A 16,866-nucleotide genomic window follows, 5' to 3' on the forward strand; every position below is an offset into this window, starting at 1 on the left:
TATGAAAAGTGAGATAGTACAGTTTTTTGAATTACTGTTGCTTGCTACTCATGAACCTTTGATAATAGTGGCCTTTCGTAGGTTTTATATTTAGCCATAGTAGAATAATAGCTACAAATGCCATCATAAAGGATGCGCTAACGACAACTGATCGTATGGTTATCCATTCAGCAAAAATCCCAAAAATAGCAGTAAAAATAATAATAAAAAGGGCTTCAAAAAATCCATAAATACTTCCTATTCTACCCATGCTCTCAGAAGGAATATTATTTTGATAAAATGTATAAAATCCTGTATTCGCAAAGGCAGTAGCAAAGGATAATACAAAGCAACCTAAAGCAGCTATAAGAAAGGAAAAGGAGGATGTAAATATTAAATAGCCCAATGCTGTTACGAGAGACCCCATACCTATTAACCAAGAAGTTGGTATTTTTTCAACAATAACAGAGTTGGTTAGCGAGCCAATTAAAACACCTACCCCTGCGATACTGACTAAAATACCATATTCTCCTTCGGATAAAGCTAATATTTGTGTTGCAAAGGCAGCCTCCAAAGAATCAGTAGCTGTCATCAAGATGATGATAGCACTAAACAACAAATAGACAACCATCACATAGGAATTTTTTAAGCTAAAGCGTATGACCATCTGCCAATCCTGAAGCAATACGCGATAAAGGGATGTTTTTTCTGTACGGTTAACAAATTTTTCAAGGGCTTCAATATTTGGCATTTTGAACGTTATACAGGCTGATAGAAATAAAGCAATCGCGTTTAAATATATGGCCATATGGGGTGTTCCGACTGTGAATAAGAAACCTGCAATTGCTGGCCCAGTTAGAAATGCACCAGAGTCAAGTAAGCTGCGTAATGAATTAAAGCGTTTCCTTTGATCGATAGGAATTAACTTAGTGATATAAGTCATAGATGTCGGCTGATACATAGAGCTAGCTGCTGTAATGAGAAAAACAAGGACATACATCCACAAGAGGCTTGTAAAGCAGGGGAGTATGACAATGAGTATAGATTGAATCATATTTAGAATAATCATTAGCTTTTTCTTATTAAAACGATCGATTAGGCTCCCTGACCAAAAATTAGTGAACAAGGAAGAGATCGCTCTTACAATATACAATCCAGAGACAGCCAGAGCAGATTCTGTGAGGTTTAACACAATTAAATTTAAGGCGATAAAATAAATCCATTCGCCAACACTGGAAACACCAATACTACATAATAGAATGGCAGGATAGCGCCAGCTTTCTAAAGCTTTTCTCATATAAATTCCTCCTTAAGCAAAGTGACGATTTGCAAAATAAAAAACCCCACCCCCAAGACGATTAGTCTTAGGGACGAGGTTGTAGAATTTATATACTCACGTGGTGCCACCCTATTTCACTATTATGTCACCATAATAGCCTTTTCAGTACGGCATAAAGCCTATGCTTATACTGTAACTCTATAACGGGAGTTCCCGTCGCACCATCATTCAAACAAAATCCAATGCGCTACTCCGAGGCTTGTTTCAATAATTCGTTCTTACTCGTTTTCAGCAATCCGAGCTCTCTTGGAAGAACAGCCTTATTTACTCTTCTCTTCAATGTATTTTCGCTAGTGTAACATATGTACATAATTCTGGTAAATAGTACTATAAAAATTTAACTAATTATTTTGTAGAAAGATTTTTAATTGTGTTATAAGCGACTGGCAAAGCTGTATGGATAAAACAGCATTCAAAGGATTTTCAAGTGAATGATTAAGGTCCTCCAAAACAGCAAGCTGAAGGGTAGCAAGTTGGGCTAGCTTCTCCTGTGAATAATGAGGGTCAGCTGTACCAATTGCCAAAAATGCATGCTTGTCTAATAGATTTATCATTGTATGTTTAAGAGAAAGTAATGGGGTGAAAAGTACATAACGAGCAGGGATAGAAGAGGTCTGCTGCATATAATAATCGACAATAGGCATAGTACCTAGAGATTTTCCTAGATAAACGACTTCTCTATAAGGCTTTGATTGCAAGCTGTTCTCTACAATCGGGTTGGCAACACGATAGACCATTTTTGATATGGCTTGGGAGTCCTGTTCGAATTGCTGTTGCTCAAATGTATAATTGATTTGGACGACATCATAGCCAAGTTCTAGCATTAATGCTGTAGAATAATAAAGTATAGGTTTATCATAGGTATAGCCCGTGCCAGAGAGCATAAAACATATCTTATCGCTTTTTCTATCAAAAAAGTTGTAGGATATACCATTATACATGGCTTGCTTAGGTTTGATTTTCATGAATATTCCTCCATCATTTCTATATATAGTATATAATTTTACTATAGCAAGGAGGGAGAAATTTATGAAGGCTATTATTATCAATGAATTTGGTACATCTGATGTTTTAACATTTATTGATTGTCCAAAACCGATTATTTCTGAGGGAGAAGTCTTAATACGGACAACCTATACAAGCGTAAATTTCGCAGATCTTAAAAATCGCACAGGCAATAAAGCTAAAGCAAATTTTCCGATGGTTCTTGGTTTAGATGTTGCAGGGGTGATTGAAGAAGTTTTTAATGATAGCAGTGGTTTTCAAAAGGGTGACCAAGTTATCGCCTTCCCGAAAAACGGTGCTTATGCAGAATTTGTTGTAGCAAAGGAACAACTAGTTTTTAAAATTCCTAGTGGTTTACCAATCGAGAAGGTAGCAGCTGTACCGACTGTTTTATTTTTATCATATATGTTAACACATCAAATAGCAGCAATTGGTCAGCAGGATGCTGTCTTAATTCATGCTGCTTCTGGTGGGGTAGGGACAATGCTTGTCCAAATGGCAAAAAGGCTTGGAGCTAAACAGATTATAGGTACGGTAAGTAATTTAGAAAAAGCCCCAATCGTTTACCAGCTTGGTGCGGATCATGTACTTACATATGATCAATTTAGTACAAATGTCAATGAACTTACAATGGGTCGGGGTGTTGAAATTGTGTACGATTCCATTGCAGGAGCTATCACCGAGGAGAGTTTAAATTGCTTAGCGCCTTATGGCACTCTTGTCCAATTCGGGAATAGTGGAGGCAGAGCAGGAAATATAAAAACAGCAGATTTACACAGTAGCTGCCGTAATATAAAAGGATTTAGCTTAGGTACGACAAGAGCTTTGAAGCCAGAGCTGTTACAACATGTTGCACAAGATATTTTCTCTTTAGTAAAAGAAGAAAATTTTCAGGTGCCAATTGCTAAAGTATTTGCCTTAGAGGAAATGAAAAAGGCTCATGAATTTATGGAAAGTCGTCAGCACCAAGGAAAGATACTTATTAAAATATAAAAGCACAAAAAAGATGACACTCCAAATATGGGTGTCATCTTTTGTCGATCAACAATCTAGTTCAGTAAGTTTTTCATAAATACGTCTTTTACGATAAAGCATAATACCAGTTTCGGCTACATCCTGAATCATGCCTTTATTAGCATAGGCTCCAAAAACCATCCCTGCAATAGGGATCATTTGAAACAGCTTTTTCCAGCCAAGCTGATCACGGTATGTGTAAAATACTTCCTGCCATCCTTGAAGCTGAGAAATCATGTTATCTGAAGCCTTTTTTGAGCTATTCATAGTAGAAAGCTCCTGTAAGATTGCTTCTTTACCAACAATATCAGCAGAGGTAAATTGTAGACATTTTACAATAAAAATACGTTCCATTTTATCGTTCGGATCATAGCCATGTATAATTGCTATTTCTTGCAAAGTTTTTAGTGCAGTCCCTAAAATCATTGGAATATCAATAGCTAAAGTAAAGATGCCACCAAAGCCAGTAGAGGCCCCTTGTACAGTAGCAAATTTCACACGTTCGTTTTGTAATTTGTCACTGAGGGAGATCATGTCCTCTAAAGGAATCTGACCAATATCAGATATAGTTATAATATGCTGTGTGGAAGAATGGTCACGAATTTTTTGTATCATGGCTTGTTCATTGATTAAATACTTCCCACCTGACTGAATATAATTGCCTAGTTCATCTACCAATAAAGCAATTTTATTTTGAAGAAAGGCAGGTGTCATTTTATCTAATAATTTAAATGGTATTCTACCTAATTTCTCCCAAAACCATAAATCCTTTTGATCTTTTTCCCACACTTGAATTTCTTGTAAATGCTGCTCTAATAACTCTCGATTCTCCATTATTGTCTTATCCCCTTATGTGTCCATTTAACTTTAAATACGAAAAAAACTATATAAAGTTTCGCTTTATTTAAATGTGATTTCGACAAACTAATGAATCACATGCTATTGCCAAACGGAGGCAAGGAGTGCAATTCCTTCATTTATTTGCTGAAGTGTCAGTCCACCATACCCTATAATGATCATGGTTTCATTTGTTCCATTCTGATAGGAGGTAGAGCATGGATAGACTTGAACCCCTACCTCTTGAGCAAGCTGGATCGCTCTACTCTCGGTGAGATGTTGTGGTAGTTTGATGACTATATGAAGTCCGGATTTTTCACCGATTACTTGAAATTCATTTGAAAAATGTTTAGAGATGGCAGTCAATAATGCTTGCTGCTTTTTACGATAGATTGTTCGCATTTTTGCCAAATGCTTATCGAATAGACCTTGTGCAAGAAAGTCTGCTAAGACAAGCTGGTCTACTTTGGAGACAACAGATTTTTGCTCAGAATGAAAAGTCATAAACGGCACAACTAGAGACCTTGGAAGGATCATATAACTAATGCGTAATGATGGAAGCAATGTTTTCGAAAATGTTCCGAAATAAATGACACGCTGAAGCTGATCCATTTTTGCTAAAGACGGGATTGGTAGCCCCTTATAACGAAATTCAGAATCATAATCATCTTCAATAATAAGACCTGCGTTCGAGTTAGCCCATTGTAACAATGCCACTCTTCTTTCTATGGTCATAATCATGCCTAATGGAAATTGATGAGCAGGTGTTGTGTATAACATGTGAATTGGTGTTGAAGGGAGTGTAACCCCTGAATAGTCCACAGGAATCGCCTCTGTGGACAATCCACATTGCTGTAAAACGGCACGCACTCTTTTAAATCCTGGCTCCTCTAACCCAACGCGTGTCGCAGACCCAAGAAAATGACAAAGAGCCTGAAGCTGGCTTTGTGTACCACTATAAATAAATACCTGTGAAGCATCACAAGTAACCCCACGAGAACGCTCTACATAGCGGGCGATCTCTGTGCGTAAAGATGTCTCTCCCTCCCAAGGGCTTGTTGATAAGTTGTTACTATTAAAATGCTTTTTTGTTAGCTTGTGCCAAGTAGCATAGGGAAAAGCCTCGTTGTCCACATGTCCATTTGTAAAATCAAATTGTATATTGTTAGGGATATTGATACTTGGAACAGATACACTTCGGGGTACTTGCTGTAGCCAATCCAATTCAAATGGCGCAATAAAGTAACCAGAACGCTCTTTACTATAAATATAGCCTTCTGCAAGTAACTGCTCATAGGCTTCCTTTATGGTGTGTACACTCACATTCAATGTTAGGGCGAGAGCTCGCTTAGAAGGCAGTTGTTCATGAGCAAGTAATTTTTTAGTGATAATAGCATGCTTTATTTCTTCATAGATTTGAATGTATTTCGCTTGATTGCCTGTAAATATAATGGAGAGCTCCACATAATTGCCTCCTCCTCTGGTACGGTTGATTTTTTAGTAATTGGTTATATCTATCATATCAATTTTACCGTTAAATAAGTAAAAAAGGAGTGAAGTGTAGTGGAATTTATCACATTAGAAAATGAAGTAGTCAAACTAAAGCCTTTAGAGTTAAGCGATACTCAAGGTCTTTTAGAGGCAGGTAGTTATCCAGAGATTTGGTCACATATGTCCACAACGATAGAAAAAAGGGAGGATGTGAATAGCTTTGTGGAAAATGCATTAAAGGCAAAAAACGAAAAAACAGAATTTCCATTTGTGATTGTGGATAAACAATCAGGGGACATTATCGGGTCTACACGTTTTATGGATATTGATGACAAACATCAGCGATTAGAAATTGGCTATACATGGCTAACACCCGCATACTGGCGTACAGCTATTAATACTAATTGTAAGTATTTGCTATTACGATACTCTTTTGAGCATCTTCATTTACAACGTGTACAAATAAAAACGGATCATGATAATATCCGTTCTCAAAAAGCCATTGAGCGAATTGGTGCTACAAAAGAAGGAATATTGCGTAACCATATGATTCGCAAGGATGGGACAACTAGGCATACCGTTATATATAGCATCACAATAGAAAAATGGCCACAGGTGAAAATGCATTTAGAAAGGCTATTAGTGCAATTAGGATAGTCATAGGTATAAAAAGGGATTTATATAATCCATAAAACCTTTTTTTCTTATAAAAAGTGTCAAAAAATAAAGGGGAGGGTAGAGTAGAGTACCGAAAAATTGAAAGAGGGTAATCTACTTGAAACCAAAATACACGTTAAGACAAATTTATGGTGATAATGCTGTTTATACACCAAGAACACCGTATAGTGATAATCCGTGGATGATGGATGATCCTCATAAGCTAGATGCTTTAACCTCAAGAGAAGTTGCTATTGCAGATATTCCCGTGCTAGTACATCGAGCAACACAAACAGAAAAGGCGAAAGAGCTTCATCAATTAGCAGGATTACCATGGGTCGAACAGCCTTATAGTTATGAGACTCAAGAGGAATATCTGGCACAGATCCAAACTTGGTGTAAGGAGGGGAAAACCATTGTATGTCAATATATACATGACCTGGAGCATATGGATCGTCAATGTTATTGGATGGATGCGGAGAAATTTAATGAGTTGAATACAAAAGCTTATATTGATCATTTAATTGATAGCAAATATGTACCAAGTCGTCTAAATGTGGAGACGTATAGACTTTCAGATGCCATTAAAAATTGGCAGCCCCCTGTAGTATTAAAGCCTGGTGATGATTCGCCAACTTCGGGAGGATATGGCGTTACCATTTGTCATAATAAAGATGAGTTGACGGAGGGTTTACGACAATTTCGCATGACTGGAACTGAAAGTATAATTATTGAAGAGCTTTTACAGACAAAGGACAACTATAGCTGTCAATTTGTTTACTCAGAGGAGCTAGGTATTCAATACTTAGGAGCTTCCCAGCAAATTACGGATGATAAAGGGATTTACGAAGGGAATATCATTGTAGATAAAGTACCCGAAAAAGTAATTGAAGTAGGAAAGCATATTATGGAACGTGGCGTTGAGGAAGGCTTTGTCGGTGTGGCAGGCTTTGATTTGATTGTCACGGAAGCTGGTGATGTTCAAGCGATAGACTTAAATTTCCGCCAAAATGGTTCAACCTCTATGCTGATGTTTCATGATGCTTTAGGAAAGCCCATCAATAAATTTAGCTCCTATTCATCACAAAGCCCACAACAGAATGATCACTTCTATCAAACAATTAAGAAATATATAGAGCAGGGGATGTTATTTCCTTTATCTTTCTATGATGGTGATTATTTCAAGGAGTCCGTCCCTTCAAGATTTGTTGGTGTATGGTATGCAGATACGCTAGAAGAAATTGAAAATCGAGAGAAAGAATTATTATCTGAAGAAAAGAATGGTCTTTAATCGACCATTCTTTTTTTATAGAAAATTGCTGCTAAAAACCAAGAAATAAGAGACCAAGCTATAATCGTCACCATAGGAATGATCATATCTGTCATGGAGTACTTTCCTTCTAATGCTTCTGCTAAAAGTAATAATTGAGAGCTTGGTAGCCACTCTGCAATTTTTAGAAAAGGGTAGGTAGATGCTAAAGTCAGTGCAAGTGGACCGAAGGAGAAAATAAAGATAACAGGTAAAACGATAATTGAGCCTTCCATAATAGACTTGGCAAATAGTCCACATATTGTTCCAAGTGCAATATAAAATACAGTAGATAATAATAAGGCTATAGATAAGATAACAAGATTGGCAGGTGTGTACCCAACAAGAAAGATAGAAAGTGCGAGTACAACAACGGTCACGATGAGAACAAATAAACTTTTGCCAATTAGAATATCTCCAAGTGAAGCAGGGGAAAGCATAAGGCTGCGTAATGTATTCTTTTCTTTTTCCTCTGCGATTAAACAGCATTGTATATAAGTTGTTACCATAGAAAACGTTATATTAATGGGTAGGAAATAAGCATCGATAGTAGCTGCTCCTGATTTGTTGTATAAAAATGCCAAAATTAGTGGTAGAAGTATCATTGTTGATACGGCATAGTTACGAGAAAATTCTTTATAATCTTTCACTAATATAGCTTGAATGCGTGTCATTGAAATGTTCATACTAAATCACTCCCTGTTATTTGCATAAAAATATCACCCAATGTTGGCTCATTTGTATTAATTCTTGTCACTTCATTGGAATGCATCCATTGATACAATTTCTCTGCATCTTGTGCACCATTTTGTATAATTTCTTGCATACCATTTTTGAGTTCAACCGTTATGGAATCAGTACCAAATTCCTTTTTTAAGTCCTTTGGTGCACCTATTGCTCGGATTTTCCCCCTATGAAGGAATGCTACACGGTCACAAAGTATCTCTGCTTCGCTCATATCATGAGTAGTTAAAAATATCGTCGTACCCAAGTCATTTAATCTTCGTAAGCCATTATAAATATGCTGCGTATTCACAGGGTCCAAAGCAGAAGTAGGCTCATCTAAAAATAACAGTTCAGGCTTGTGCATAATGGCACGTGCAAGTGTAACACGTTGAATCATTCCTTTGGAAAGCTGACTGATCTTCTTTTTACGTTCTGCATATAAATTTACAAATTCTAAAGCTTCTTTTACAACAGAATGAGATAGTTGATATAAATTACTATAAAGTAATAAATTCTCTTCAATAGATAGTCTTGTATACAAGCCGCTATTATCTGTTAAAATTCCAAAACGTTTACGGTTTTGACTTTGCTTCATTATAGATGCTGGTTGTCCAAATAACAGAACCTTGCCTTCCGATTTATCAGTTTGTGCTGTTAATATTTTAATAGTAGTTGTTTTACCAGAACCACTTGGCCCTAGAAAGCCGAATATTTCCCCTTTTTTAATGGTAAAAGAAACATCTTGTAATGCTGTTTCATTATTAAATGTTTTTTTTAAGTTTTGTACTTCAATCACTGCATTCATGTGTAAACCTCCTGTTTGTTGTTGATGTCTACACTATAAACAACAAGTAAAAGGGGTACAGTAGAAATTGGGTGAATGGCAGAAAAAAAAGCATGAGAAGAACAATATTGAAGGTGACAGGAGTCGTTTATTTCCTGGGAAATCTACTAAATTCCGAGTATTTCCTTTAAGGTTGCAAGTTTATTTTTCGACAATGGAACAACTGTCTTTTCTGTACTGTTGAGTGCTAAGCTATAGCTATTGCGTGTCCAAGTAATAATCTCTCGAACCTTTTGTAGATTAACAATATAAGAACGGTGGCTTCTAAAAAAGCCGAATGGTGTCAATTTTTGCTCCAGCTCGTTTAGTGATAGAGTACATGGATAGGCTTCACCAGCTACATAAATGGACACTTCTCCTTCTACGCTTTCGATATAATCTATTTCTGGTGGATTAAATAAAATAATTTTATCATTTTTCTTTGTTGGGATTTTATCTAGTCGAATTGGTGCATTTTCAAGAGGCCTTGGAGCTTGTTCAAGGCTACCCTCTTTTACATCTAAAGCATGTAAGGCTGCCCCATCTAATCGATATATAGTGGTACTTGCAACCATTAAATCTTCGAGATTATTTGATAATAAAATAATAATTTTACGCTCTTTTGAGAGATTTTTTAATAATTGTTGGATAGTTTGCTTCGAAAATTCATCTATATTTTGAAAGGGTTCCTCTATAATTTGAATAGATGTCGGATGTAGGTACATATTCAATAGCTTTAATCGCTGTTTTTCGCTATTAGAAAGCTTACTAATTCTATTATTATTTTGTTCAGTAAGCTTAAAAAGCTTCAATATATTCTCTGTTTCATTAGCTGGGCGGTTAAAAAGCTTTAAAATGAATTGGATATATTCGCGAGCTGTTAGTCGCTCATATAATGCGCTTTCACGAAAAGAAGTATAAGTATCATCTCGTTTCATAAACCATTGCATTAATGTATGTATTTTGGAAACATCTGTATAGATGCCTATAATCATGCCAGATTGTAGAGAAAGATGGAAGCTTGGATAAATAACATTGCCTGCTTCAATATATGGATCAACCTGAATATCAATATTTTGTTCCATGTTCATTCCTCCTGAATTTTGCTAGTTTGTAAAAAGTATTTGATATCAGTGTGTGCTTGTGAGTGACTCATTTGACAATAATTTGCGTTAGAGGCATCCATAAAGCCATGTAAGCCTTGATATTGTTTGATCTGAACATTCGGTATGCTTGCAAGTGTATCCTTCAATGATTGAACATCAAAGCTATCTTCATGGCTAGGTAAAACAACCAAAGTTGGACAAGATGGAATGTGATCAAGGTATTGGCGGATCCGTGAGCCATACACACAAATGACACGGTATAGGGGGAGTGTAGTTAATCTCCAGGCTAAAGTTGCACCTACACTATATCCAATTAGTATTACCTCGTTGTAATTTTCACAAGCCTCCAATATTTTTTGTGAAAGCAACTCAAGAGGAGCATCAAAGCCAACTGTCTGTAAGAAAAAGTCATAGGCTTGTTTTTCCTGCTCATATGGAAAGGAAAGCCCTGCTGGATAAAGTGAAATAAGGGAAACGGCAGTGTCCTCATTGCCGTATACTTGTATTTGTTCTTCAATAAAATGATTAACTCCATAGATTTCATGTAATATAAAAATTTTTCTTTTCATTGTGCCCTCTAATATCTTTTTTCCAATAGTGTATCAAAAAGTAAGTAAAACGTATAATCTGCTTTTAGAATGAACAGTGCAATGAATATTTTTATGTACAAATACATAAATTTAGTTATTTTACTCATTACATAAATGAAAATATTAATAAATGGTGACCACATCTGTTATTAATATCACGATTTGTTATAATTTTATTTGATAATGATTATCATTATCGTATAATGGAGTTAAGGAGGATTTTCCAAAGCAATATTTACATTTAGACATTTACGATTGAGCTGTCATGCAGTTTAGAGTTAGTCCAATTGTTGAGATAGTAATGACCAAATGAAAGGTGTGTTAGGAATTGTTAGAACAAGAATTGTATGATGTAACCATTATTGGTGGTGGGCCAGCGGGTTTATATTCAAGCTTTTATTGTGGTTTACGTGAAATGAAAACCAAGCTAATTGAATCACAACCACAGCTAGGCGGTAAAATTCATGTTTATCCAGAGAAAATGATTTGGGATGTTGGAGGTGTAACGCCTATTTCAGGGGGACAACTAATTAAACAATTAGTTGAGCAAGCCTTAACCTTTAATCCTTCTATTTATACAAATGAAAAAGTGCTGTCCATTACTAAAAATGAAGATGGCATTTTTGTCATTGCAGCAGAGTCAGGGAATATTCATTATTCCAAAACGGTTATCGTTGCTATTGGTGGTGGCATTCTAAATCCTCAAAAAATTGAAATTGAAGGGGCTGAACGCTTTGAAGTATCTAATTTAAATTACACAATTAAATCCTATGAAAAATTTAAAGATAAGGCAGTTATTATTTCTGGTGGTGGCAACACAGCGGTAGACTGGGCATTAGAATTAACGGAGGTGGCATCCAAGGTCTATTTAACTTATCGAAAAGATACATTGTCTGCACATGAGGCTCAAATTACAGAGCTTGCAAATAGTTTGATCGAATGCCATTTCAATTCTGAAATTACTAAGCTGATTGCAGATGATCAAGCAGGAATGATTAAAGCTATTGCTTTAACAAATCATGAAACAGGGACTGTAACAGAAATTCCTATTGATGAAGTTGTTATTAGTCATGGGTATGTGCGTGATAAAGAATTGTTAGATAATAGTCCATTAGCCATTGAGCGCAAAAATGATTATTTTATCGCTGGTACGATTAATAGTGAATCATCGATCCCAGGCCTTTATGCTGCTGGTGATATTTTGAGCCATGATGGTAAAATTCATTTAATTGCAGCAGCCTTTCATGATGCACTTCATGCAGTGAATAGTGCGAAGAAGTATATTCAACCTGATGCTTCTGAGGGAGGTATTGTTTCCTCACATAATGACATTTTCAAACAACGTAATCGTAAACTATTACAGGAAAGTTTAAAATAATCATTTTTAGGAGCACTAATATATTGTTGGTGTTCCTTTCTTTTTGTCTTGATGTATATATTTTAGAAGAAATACTTCTGATGGACTGTCAATATAAAAAAGTAAACATATCGCTGATTATGGAATATATATAAGAAAATTATACAGAGAATATGATTGTCATGGATATCGCGAAACATTTTTATAAAGAACCTATCTATTTGAGAAAAAAATGAGTGTTCGTCAAATGCTTATCTCACGGATGTGATTAATCAAAAATCTAAAATATACCTGAGAAATTCTCATTTATCCATTAAAGAATTTGCTGAAAAATCTCCAAGACGCTTCCGTAAATATATGAATTATCAAATACCTAATGAAAAATAACTTTCATTAGGTGTTTTTCATCTAGAAAGAACATAGCTTTTCCTTTTTTGGACACCCTAAACTAGAAAAAATGACATGGGGTGATGATCATGAAAATAGAAAGGTCGTCCGAGTGGGAAGAGGGCTTTATCGATCGATTAAATCATCTTGAAAAATGGGATAGCTGGACATTGTACAAGATGAACTATGATATTGTGAAAATGAAACTAATTCCTGATTTTACAGGATTGCAGGCTACAAAGTATTTACCTAATTTACAACCTTTGAAACACCAGTTAGAAGCAGCCGAAACAGTTATTGAACGTATGAATGGGAAAGCTATTTTAGCTGATGAGGTGGGGCTAGGTAAAACGATTGAAGCGGGCTTAATCTTAAAGGAATACCTTATTAGAGGGCTTGTGAAAAGAGCATTAATTTTGGCACCAGCTTCTTTAATTAATCAGTGGATTGAAGAGCTAAACATAAAATTTCATATTCCTGCCGTTGCATATAAAAAAAATTGCCCGATAGAGCGCTATGATGTCCTCATTATGAGTATGGATACGGCAAAAAAGAGTCCACATAGAGAGCGCATTTATGAGCAGGATTATGACATGATAATTATTGATGAGGCACATAAATTAAAAAATAATAAAACACAAATTTACGAGTTTGTACAAGGCTTAAAGAAAAAGTTCTGCTTATTATTAACTGCCACACCTATTCAAAATGATATCTTTGAATTGTATTATTTAATCTCCTTATTAAAGCCTGGACATCTAGGTAACTATGACGCCTTCCAATCGGCTTTCTCTGCTAGCAAGCATGATTTAGAACATGATGATTATTTAAAAGAGTTGGTTAATCAGGTAATGGTCAGAAATCGTAGGGAAGATACGGGGATTGATTGGACAAATCGTCGTGTTCAAATTGTACCGATTACATTTACGAACGAAGAAAGAGAAGTTTACGAAATGCTTGGCAACCTTCAAAACACAGGGTCATTTTCATTAATTACGTTGCAAAAAGAAATGTGTAGTAGTAAGGAAGCTACAGCCTTAACATTAACGAATATGCTAGAGGATCATGTGCAACCACAAGAAATTGAAGCGATTATTACTAAATTAATGACCTTGGAAGTGAATTCAAAGGCGGAAAAGACATTGGAAATTGTTAAGCAAGCGAATGACAAGGTTATTATTTTTACAGAATATCGTGCTACGCAAATATATTTGCAATGGTACTTACATTCTAATGGCATATCAAGCGTGCTGTTTAATGGTAAATTTAATAAAAGTAAACGAGATTATATGAAGCACCTATTTAAAGAAAGAGCCCAGGTGCTCATCGCTACCGAGGCAGGAGGAGAGGGGATAAACCTTCAATTTTGTCATCATGTGATTAACTATGATTTACCTTGGAATCCAATGAAGCTAGAGCAACGTATTGGTCGTGTCCATCGTTTGGGACAGGAGCATGATGTCCATATTTATAACCTTGCCATTGAACATACAATTGAAGAGAAAATCTTGGAATTGCTTCATACAAAGATTGATGTGTTCGAGAAGGTGGTTGGCGATTTAGATGCTATTTTAACAAACTTTAAAGAATCTGTATAAGGTAGGTGCAGCTATGTATCCGCAGCAAGTTCACCACTATTTAAAGGAATTTTTTATGGAGAATGACTGTGAAATCTTAGGAGAAGAGAATCATTATCTAACCGTTCAATTAACGATAGACATAGATAAAAGAATTATGAATAGGCCATTTTATTGGCAATATGTTGAAGCAACAAATAGTGAACCAAACCCAGCGCAAGTAACCTTCATTACAAATCAAACCGCAATGGCTGGTAACCTATTTGGGGAAGCTATTCATTACGGCTCACCACGTTTAAATCAGATATTTTTAGCTACAAGGGAACTAGGAGCCTATGTTCAATTGTATGAAAAAGTGGATCGTGATATGGGGCAGGTTATTTTAACGCCCTGGTTAGGTGTTAACTTTAAAGTTTCGTATTGCTGTGATCGTACAAAAGAAATGCTTTACTCATTTGGCATTAATTTATTGACCGGCGTCATCAAGGAGGATTTTCATGAAACGATTTGTACTTCGGACTTTAACATAGAACCTGAAGAAAATGTATTTCATGTGCAATATATTATTAAGCCTGCCAGAGCACTGGAAAGATTGAAAGCTACAATTGAGTCAATTATTGAGCAGGATGATCATTTCTGGGCAACGGAAGCACAAAAACGATGGCAACGTGATCAACGTGTATTAGATTATTTTTATGAGGATATAGAGGAAAAACCAGAGTGTTATGAAATTGAAAGAAAAGCATTAGAGGAGCAATATGAAGCAAAAATTAAAATAGAAGTCATTAATGGGGGATTATTTTATCTCTTTTAAATGAGGAGCTGTCTGACAAAGGGACAGCTCTTTTTTACTTTAATGATCTTCAACCATGCTTTGAAGCTGAGCCAATTTATTATCCCAAAATAAATGAAAGTATTGGAGCCAATCTTCAATCTCCTTTAAACGCTCACTATGCAGCGTATAGATTTTTTCACGACCTTTTTTTTGAGCAGAGATTAGCTCCGCCTGTTCCAATATTTTTAAATGCTTTACAACAGCCGTTCGACTAATCGTAAAATGCTCAGTAATTTTGGAAATAGGTCTGTCGCTTGCTGCAAGGAGCTGTAAAACACTTCTTCTTGTGGGATCAGCGATTGCTTGAAAAACATCATACTTTATGGCTGCTTCAGTCATTAGAATTCAGCAGCCTCTTTTAATTTATGATTAATAATCATTGTCCATCCGTTATCCATATTAGTACGTACGGCTTCAGTAGCAGTGTTTACTTTAGGAATAATATGTGAAGCTTCCTTCCAGCCACCATGTGTTAAAGTAAGTTCAGTAAGCTTGCCTACTTCTTTTAACTCAAAAGTTACGAACCAGCCATCTTGATCCCAAGCAAACCGTAGAAAGTGCGGTGCATCTACACGTTCTACTTTACAGGGTGATGGGCCGAACGGTGATTGAATAGTGAATTCGTACCCTTCGATAGGTTGAAAATCATTTGGCATAAACCAAGAAGCTATTTTGTCAGCTGTTGCGACAGTCTCCCAAACTTTTTCGATAGGGGCATTCAATGTAATTGTTTTGACAATATCCTGTAATTTTTCAGTCATGTTCCAATACTCCTTTTTGATTGATGAATGATACCTCTGTGTAATGGTATTCAACGTTATTAAGTCCACTAGCAGAGGAATCTGTATAAAATATAACCATAAGGTGTTATGAATATATAACACCTTATGGTTATATGTCAACGGAAAAATTTCGTATCTTTCTGTTGGTCTTGGCGTATGTTACAATTACTTTTATAATTTTCTGACAGAAAGGGTGGCGTAATATGGTCAATATATCTGTATTCTTAGTTATGTGCATTTTACTTATTATTTTACCTGGCCCTGATACAGCGATTGCAACAAAAAACACACTGACTGTAAGTAGAAAGGGCGGTTTACAAACAATCATTGGTTCTTGTTGCGGTTTATTAATTCATACTTGTGCGGCTGTTATTGGCCTTTCGGCGATCATTGTGAAATCTGCCTATATATTTGCTGTTTTAAAATATGTTGGTGCGGTTTATTTATGTTATTTAGGAATCAAGACCTTGTGGACACTGCGAGCAATTCGAACACAATCTCCAGTTGTACAAGATGAAGCAAGTATAGAACACAAATATTCTCAACAATCCTGCTTTAAACAAGGGTTTCTCACAAATGTGACAAATCCAAAGGTCGCAGTATTTTTCCTAACATTTCTCCCTCAATTTGTAGATGGAAATAGTGGAACATTTTTTCCCTTTTTAATAATGGGTCTCATTTATACAGCATTAACAATGCTATGGTTTATCTTCTACGTGTACCTTTTAGATCGAATTAGTGCATTTATGAAAAAACCATCAACTAAGGCAGTAATTGAAGGATTAACAGGTGCAATATTAATTGCGTTTGGCATTAAATTAGCATTAGAAAAAGCGCACTAAAAAATACACCACTATAAAGGTGGTGTATTTTTTGTTGGTAGTTATTAAGATAGGGTCGTTTCTCTCTTTGAAAAATTTCTATTTAGGTTGGCTTATATTTGTCAGTAGAAGATTTTTAAGTCTTTCTTGTAAAAATTTTTTCTTTTCTGCACGCTTTTTATAGATAGAAAAAGATTTTATAACAAATAAAGCAACTAGTATGATGACAAT

Annotated in this window: 17 protein-coding genes and 1 other annotated feature; of the genes, 7 read left to right on the plus strand and 10 right to left on the minus strand. The window is 35.7% G+C overall.

Features of this window, described 5'->3' with window-relative positions; all coding sequences use genetic code 11:
- Window positions 1-31: 31 nt before the first annotated feature.
- Window positions 32-1,276 carry an MFS transporter gene (locus tag PSR12_RS01570; protein WP_216485295.1) on the minus strand — a complete coding sequence of 415 codons (1,245 nt, stop codon included), beginning with the start codon at window positions 1,274-1,276 and terminating at the stop codon, window positions 32-34.
- 66 nt (window positions 1,277-1,342) lie between these two features.
- Window positions 1,343-1,607 (minus strand) — a binding site (T-box leader).
- A 52-nt stretch (window positions 1,608-1,659) separates the two neighbouring features.
- On the minus strand, window positions 1,660-2,283 hold the full coding sequence (locus PSR12_RS01575; RefSeq protein ID WP_216485293.1) for a hypothetical protein: 624 nt from the start codon (window positions 2,281-2,283) through the stop codon (window positions 1,660-1,662).
- 64 nt (window positions 2,284-2,347) lie between these two features.
- Here PSR12_RS01575 and PSR12_RS01580 point away from each other — a divergent pair, with 64 nt between their 5' ends.
- On the plus strand, window positions 2,348-3,316 hold the full coding sequence (locus PSR12_RS01580; protein ID WP_221678998.1) for a quinone oxidoreductase family protein: 969 nt from the start codon (window positions 2,348-2,350) through the stop codon (window positions 3,314-3,316).
- A gap of 48 nt (window positions 3,317-3,364) precedes the next feature.
- On the opposite strand, the gene PSR12_RS01585 is transcribed toward PSR12_RS01580, so the two are convergent.
- The gene (locus PSR12_RS01585; protein ID WP_009373716.1) at window positions 3,365-4,171 is read right to left on the minus strand and encodes an EcsC family protein; all 807 of its coding nucleotides are present in this window, start codon (window positions 4,169-4,171) and stop codon (window positions 3,365-3,367) included.
- A 105-nt stretch (window positions 4,172-4,276) separates the two neighbouring features.
- Complete coding sequence (pdxR, locus tag PSR12_RS01590) at window positions 4,277-5,638, minus strand: MocR-like pyridoxine biosynthesis transcription factor PdxR (protein ID WP_274771315.1); 1,362 nt, start codon at window positions 5,636-5,638, stop codon at window positions 4,277-4,279.
- 99 nt (window positions 5,639-5,737) lie between these two features.
- On the opposite strand from pdxR, the gene PSR12_RS01595 reads away from it, so the two are divergent.
- Both PSR12_RS01595 and ldmS read left to right on the plus strand, forming a co-directional pair.
- The gene (locus PSR12_RS01595) at window positions 5,738-6,322 is read left to right on the plus strand and encodes a GNAT family N-acetyltransferase (protein WP_274771316.1); all 585 of its coding nucleotides are present in this window, start codon (window positions 5,738-5,740) and stop codon (window positions 6,320-6,322) included.
- Between the two features lie 118 nt (window positions 6,323-6,440).
- Window positions 6,441-7,613: an L-aspartate--L-methionine ligase LdmS gene (gene ldmS, locus PSR12_RS01600; RefSeq protein ID WP_221679003.1), complete on the plus strand. Its 1,173-nt coding sequence runs from the start codon at window positions 6,441-6,443 to the stop codon at window positions 7,611-7,613.
- Here the strand turns inward: ldmS and PSR12_RS01605 are convergent.
- The 4 genes from PSR12_RS01605 to PSR12_RS01620 form a co-directional block, all read right to left on the minus strand.
- Window positions 7,610-8,317, minus strand: coding sequence for an ABC transporter permease (locus PSR12_RS01605; RefSeq protein ID WP_221679004.1), 708 nt, complete (start codon window positions 8,315-8,317; stop codon window positions 7,610-7,612). The genes ldmS and PSR12_RS01605 overlap by 4 nt on opposite strands.
- On the minus strand, window positions 8,314-9,162 hold the full coding sequence (locus PSR12_RS01610; protein ID WP_274771318.1) for an ABC transporter ATP-binding protein: 849 nt from the start codon (window positions 9,160-9,162) through the stop codon (window positions 8,314-8,316). The genes PSR12_RS01605 and PSR12_RS01610 overlap by 4 nt, the downstream gene beginning before the upstream one ends.
- A 146-nt stretch (window positions 9,163-9,308) precedes the next feature.
- Window positions 9,309-10,265, minus strand: coding sequence for a LytTR family transcriptional regulator DNA-binding domain-containing protein (locus PSR12_RS01615; protein ID WP_221679008.1), 957 nt, complete (start codon window positions 10,263-10,265; stop codon window positions 9,309-9,311).
- Window positions 10,266-10,267: 2 nt separating this feature from the next.
- Entirely contained in the window at window positions 10,268-10,855 is a 588-nt protein-coding gene (locus PSR12_RS01620; RefSeq protein ID WP_221679010.1) for a dienelactone hydrolase family protein, read from the minus strand.
- A 349-nt stretch (window positions 10,856-11,204) separates the two neighbouring features.
- On the opposite strand from PSR12_RS01620, the gene PSR12_RS01625 reads away from it, so the two are divergent.
- The 3 genes from PSR12_RS01625 (at window position 11,205) to PSR12_RS01635 (ending at window position 15,011) form a co-directional block, all read left to right on the plus strand.
- Entirely contained in the window at window positions 11,205-12,254 is a 1,050-nt protein-coding gene (locus PSR12_RS01625; protein ID WP_221679013.1) for an NAD(P)/FAD-dependent oxidoreductase, read from the plus strand.
- Between the two features lie 449 nt (window positions 12,255-12,703).
- Entirely contained in the window at window positions 12,704-14,218 is a 1,515-nt protein-coding gene (locus PSR12_RS01630; RefSeq protein WP_255600290.1) for a DEAD/DEAH box helicase, read from the plus strand.
- Between the two features lie 13 nt (window positions 14,219-14,231).
- Entirely contained in the window at window positions 14,232-15,011 is a 780-nt protein-coding gene (locus PSR12_RS01635; protein ID WP_221679017.1) for a YqhG family protein, read from the plus strand.
- Window positions 15,012-15,050: 39 nt separating this feature from the next.
- On the opposite strand, the gene PSR12_RS01640 is transcribed toward PSR12_RS01635, so the two are convergent.
- Together PSR12_RS01640 and PSR12_RS01645 are read right to left on the minus strand one after the other, a co-directional pair.
- Window positions 15,051-15,371: an ArsR/SmtB family transcription factor gene (locus PSR12_RS01640; RefSeq protein ID WP_221679019.1), complete on the minus strand. Its 321-nt coding sequence runs from the start codon at window positions 15,369-15,371 to the stop codon at window positions 15,051-15,053.
- Window positions 15,371-15,793: an SRPBCC family protein gene (locus PSR12_RS01645; RefSeq protein WP_221679021.1), complete on the minus strand. Its 423-nt coding sequence runs from the start codon at window positions 15,791-15,793 to the stop codon at window positions 15,371-15,373. Before PSR12_RS01645 ends, PSR12_RS01640 begins: the two co-directional genes overlap by 1 nt.
- A gap of 224 nt (window positions 15,794-16,017) precedes the next feature.
- On the opposite strand from PSR12_RS01645, the gene PSR12_RS01650 reads away from it, so the two are divergent.
- Window positions 16,018-16,656: a LysE family translocator gene (locus PSR12_RS01650; protein ID WP_221679023.1), complete on the plus strand. Its 639-nt coding sequence runs from the start codon at window positions 16,018-16,020 to the stop codon at window positions 16,654-16,656.
- The last annotated feature ends 210 nt before the right edge of the window (window positions 16,657-16,866 follow it).

The organism is Lysinibacillus sp. G01H (assembly GCF_028872195.1).
In the GTDB taxonomy this organism is placed as follows: Bacteria; Bacillota; Bacilli; order Bacillales_A; family Planococcaceae; genus Lysinibacillus; species Lysinibacillus capsici.